Source organism: Streptomyces afghaniensis, from assembly GCF_044327915.1.
Lineage (GTDB): Bacteria > Actinomycetota > Actinomycetes > Streptomycetales > Streptomycetaceae > Streptomyces > Streptomyces afghaniensis.
In genome coordinates this window covers 1-3170 of record NZ_JBIRGJ010000024.1, presented here as the reverse complement: position 1 = coordinate 3170, position 3170 = coordinate 1, and the positions used below count along the sequence as shown (strand labels likewise).

4 protein-coding genes are annotated in these 3170 nt (G+C 67.0%); 3 read left to right on the top strand and 1 reads right to left on the bottom strand.

Translation table 11 applies throughout. The annotated features are described in order from the left end of the window. Positions 1–225: 225 nt before the first annotated feature. Positions 226–840 carry a hypothetical protein gene (locus ACH4G3_RS42350; RefSeq protein ID WP_397629491.1) on the top strand — a complete coding sequence of 205 codons (615 nt, stop codon included), beginning with the start codon at positions 226–228 and terminating at the stop codon, positions 838–840. Between the two features lie 193 nt (positions 841–1033). After that, positions 1034–1471, top strand: coding sequence for a hypothetical protein (locus ACH4G3_RS42345; RefSeq protein WP_397629490.1), 438 nt, complete (start codon positions 1034–1036; stop codon positions 1469–1471). Between the two features lie 87 nt (positions 1472–1558). On the opposite strand, the gene ACH4G3_RS42340 is transcribed toward ACH4G3_RS42345, so the two are convergent. Beyond that, the gene (locus ACH4G3_RS42340; RefSeq protein WP_397629489.1) at positions 1559–1912 is read right to left on the bottom strand and encodes a hypothetical protein; all 354 of its coding nucleotides are present in this window, start codon (positions 1910–1912) and stop codon (positions 1559–1561) included. A gap of 230 nt (positions 1913–2142) precedes the next feature. On the opposite strand from ACH4G3_RS42340, the gene ACH4G3_RS42335 reads away from it, so the two are divergent. Then, positions 2143–2895 carry a hypothetical protein gene (locus ACH4G3_RS42335; RefSeq protein ID WP_397629488.1) on the top strand — a complete coding sequence of 251 codons (753 nt, stop codon included), beginning with the start codon at positions 2143–2145 and terminating at the stop codon, positions 2893–2895. The last annotated feature ends 275 nt before the right edge of the window (positions 2896–3170 follow it).

Genomic DNA, 3170 nt, shown 5'->3' with positions numbered 1-3170 from the left:
GAAGACCTCTTCCGGCGTGATCTGGAGGCCCGGGACACTTTGGCGCGTCTCTTGCGCGAGGTCGACGACGTATACGCCGGCGGCCTGAGATCCGCGGTGAGCCCGCGAGGACGAGAAGGAGCGCGGCACGCCCTTGGAGCGGAACTGCTCACTGTCCTCCCCCGACGGTTATGAACCGGTGACGCTCACACTTGCGCACCTGCACTGGGCCTTAGCATCAACTCAGTGGGCGCAGACATAGATGGTGTGATCGAGACTCGCTCGGCCGACGGACACTGGGAGATGGCGGTCGACCTTCTGGACCTGCAACTGGGGCGGGACCACGAGGCGTGGGGGTGTCTCTTCAACTCCGGCGGGACGGGGGGTGTGGATCGTCCCCTCTTTGCCGACCGCGGGCTTCCGAGCGACCCCTCGGATCCGGTACGGGATACCGGATTCGAGGACTATCAGCACAGCCACACGTATGCCACCTGGACCGAAGTCGCCGCGGTCGACTGGGACGCCCCGCTCGCCGACGAGCATGCTTATCACTGGGCGGGCCTGTGGCGGCCTGGTGACGACGGCGAGCTCGTCCAGCACGACATCGTGTGGGCTTCAGCCACGCCCGGCCTGGATGAGGCCGCGGCCGATGCTTTCGGCGAGGATGTGTACAGCCCAGCGGAATGGCCGCAGGGCGGTGAGGTCCACCTGGACGGCGCCGTGTACCGCCCCGTGATTCTCACAGCGCGGATGCTCGCTCCTCCGGACCAGGCACCCTGGTCCCGGGTCTGGAATGCGATGCGGGACCTCGCCGATGAGCACGGGGACGGCAACGTACGTGTGGTCGTCTGGTTCGGTTGACGACGGCTCAGGCGTGCCCTGGAATGGAATGACAGCAGGCCGGGGCGAAGACGAGAAGGCTGGCCCTTGACCCCGACCCCCCGAGGCGTTCGCCGAACGGTGGGCCGCCCGCATTGCCGCATTTCTGGCCCGGGGGACGCTCGAATGGCTGTGGCGCGAGGACTGCTTCGCCCCCTGGGCCCTGGACCTCGCCATGCGTTACATCGACCGGAACGTCGCGGTGACCGATGCGACCCGCCTGCTCTCCAAGGCCGCGGAGCGCGGCGGTTCCCGAAACCGCAGCAATGGCGTCCAGGGGGCCGGGCAGGCCCCCGGCGGACGGCTCCGCCGAGGGGTCGACCGACGGGCCGCGCCTGCGGCCGGCCTACAGCAGGTGGTCGACCTTGCCCGCCTTGATGTCCCGGATGAGCGTGCGAAGGGCGTCGCGGCTGTCCGCCAGGCGATGCTCCTCCTGCCCGGCGACGGCGATGTAGGCGTTGCCTTCGGTGTCAATGCCTGGCAGAAGGTCTCTCCGGCTCAGCTCATGAACGAGAAGGGAGTTGACGCTCGTATCGGTGATGCGAGCTTCACGGCCTGGAAGGCGTTGAACGACAACCCCAAGGGGGCGTTGGAGTACCTGACCCTGGAATGACAGTAGGCCGGGGTGAAAACGAGAAGGAGGATGACGGCTCGGAAGCCGTCACCCCGTGACGCACGACTGATGCCGCCAGTTTTCCGTTCAGCCGCCGAACCAGACGACGAGGCGGACGCTGTCCTCACCATGGAGTTCGGACAGCGTGCCCATCACTTTCCACACAGGTCGCCATGGTCCGTCGGTCGGTACCAGGTCGCGATAGGCGGGGAGGACAGGTCGGTACACATCGTTGCCGAGCAGGAACTCTCCGTCGGCGGGCCACCGGGAGGGAGCGATGTTGCCCTCTCCGAACTTGGCGGCGGCCGAGTCGTACAGCTCATCTGGGAGCGCGGCCAATCCGTCGGGCGCGAAGGATCCTTCGTGGGTACGGGACCAGCGGCGGACCCAGTACCGAGACGGGCCGTCGGTGCATGGGGCATTCCAGTCGACAGCCGACATCACGCCACGAGAACCACGAATGACTGTGGCCCTCGAAATCGTCCACCTCCCTGCGCACCGTGTCCGAAATATCTACAGGGGCTCCGCGCTCAGGAATCAATGCGAGTGCAAGCAGCTGGGACTGGACTTGCAAGGCGAAGACCCTGAGGAGTTCGGCAACCGTTGGGCCGTGGGCATCGAATAAGACGAACGAGTGGACGACAGCCACGAGACGTGGCAGGACGGCGAAAATGAGCGAGTCGGACGCGGAGCTGAGTGCCGAGGAGATGTGGGATCCGCAGGTCGCGCGATGGCGTGATCCGGAGGGTGACTACGTTCTGCCCCGCGCCCTTCGATCCTTGCCACAGCCTTGGGACGAGGGCGACTGGGATCGGATCGGGGACCTGCCGCGCACCGATGAGCGGGTGGCGGAGGCTCGGCAGGTGGTGACCGAGCTGCTGGAGGACCCGGAGTTGGCGCCGGATGTGCCTCAGCCGCCGTCTCCGGGCCTGTTGTGGCACGTGTGGGAGGAGTTCCACCAGGCGGTGGGGGAGAGAATGCCCCGCACGAGCCAGGTGACGTGGGCCGGTGTGGACGAGCTGGTGCGCGAGTGGCGGGGACGGGAGAGGCTGTACCCGCTTCAGCGGCATGTCGTTGATCACGTCGAAGCGGCGATACTCGCCATGATCCCGCGGCTGCGGGACGACACCGCCGACTCGGTGTTCCGCTGGCTGGCCCTGGACTCCGACCCCGGCCGTTTCGCCGACTGGGCGGTGGATACGGCCGAGCGCTGCGTGATCGAGGACATCGGCGCGGACTCTGCCATCGAGCTGTTGGGCGCGATGGGGAGTCCTGAGGCCAGGGCAGCTCTGGATCGCCTGTCGGTGAAGCCGGGTGGTCCGGCGAGTTGGGACAATGCGGAGGCGGCACAGGGGAAGCTCTTCGATATGGAGAGGGGGAGGCGGAGCGGTAGTAGGCGCGGAGCTGAGGGAAAGGACGATTAGCCTCTCCTGCTCCCACCTGCACAAGAGCTTCCCTGCACGTGGGGCTCCGGCTTCCGGTGGCCGCTGCGAAGGGGCGTGCCAAGCTGCTGCCGGGCTTGGTCGCCATGGACCGCATTGAATGTGCTGAGTGATCGCGAATCTCTTCACCGTCGCGGAAACAGAGTCGTCGCGGCTCCGCGAGGCGCTGGCTCAGTTGCTGGCCGTGACGCCCGAAGCGGTCGACGTCGCCGACACGGACGGGGACCAGGAAGCGCGTCGCTGGGACTCACCTGTTC

Excerpts from the sequence above, each read along its gene's own strand:
- ACH4G3_RS42335 (WP_397629488.1), top strand. The coding sequence starts at position 2,143 with ATGAGCGAGTCGGACGCGGAGCTGAGTGCCGAGGAGATGTGGGATCCG.
- ACH4G3_RS42345 (WP_397629490.1), top strand. The coding sequence starts at position 1,034 with ATGCGTTACATCGACCGGAACGTCGCGGTGACCGATGCGACCCGCCTG.
- ACH4G3_RS42340 (WP_397629489.1), bottom strand. The coding sequence starts at position 1,912 with ATGTCGGCTGTCGACTGGAATGCCCCATGCACCGACGGCCCGTCTCGG.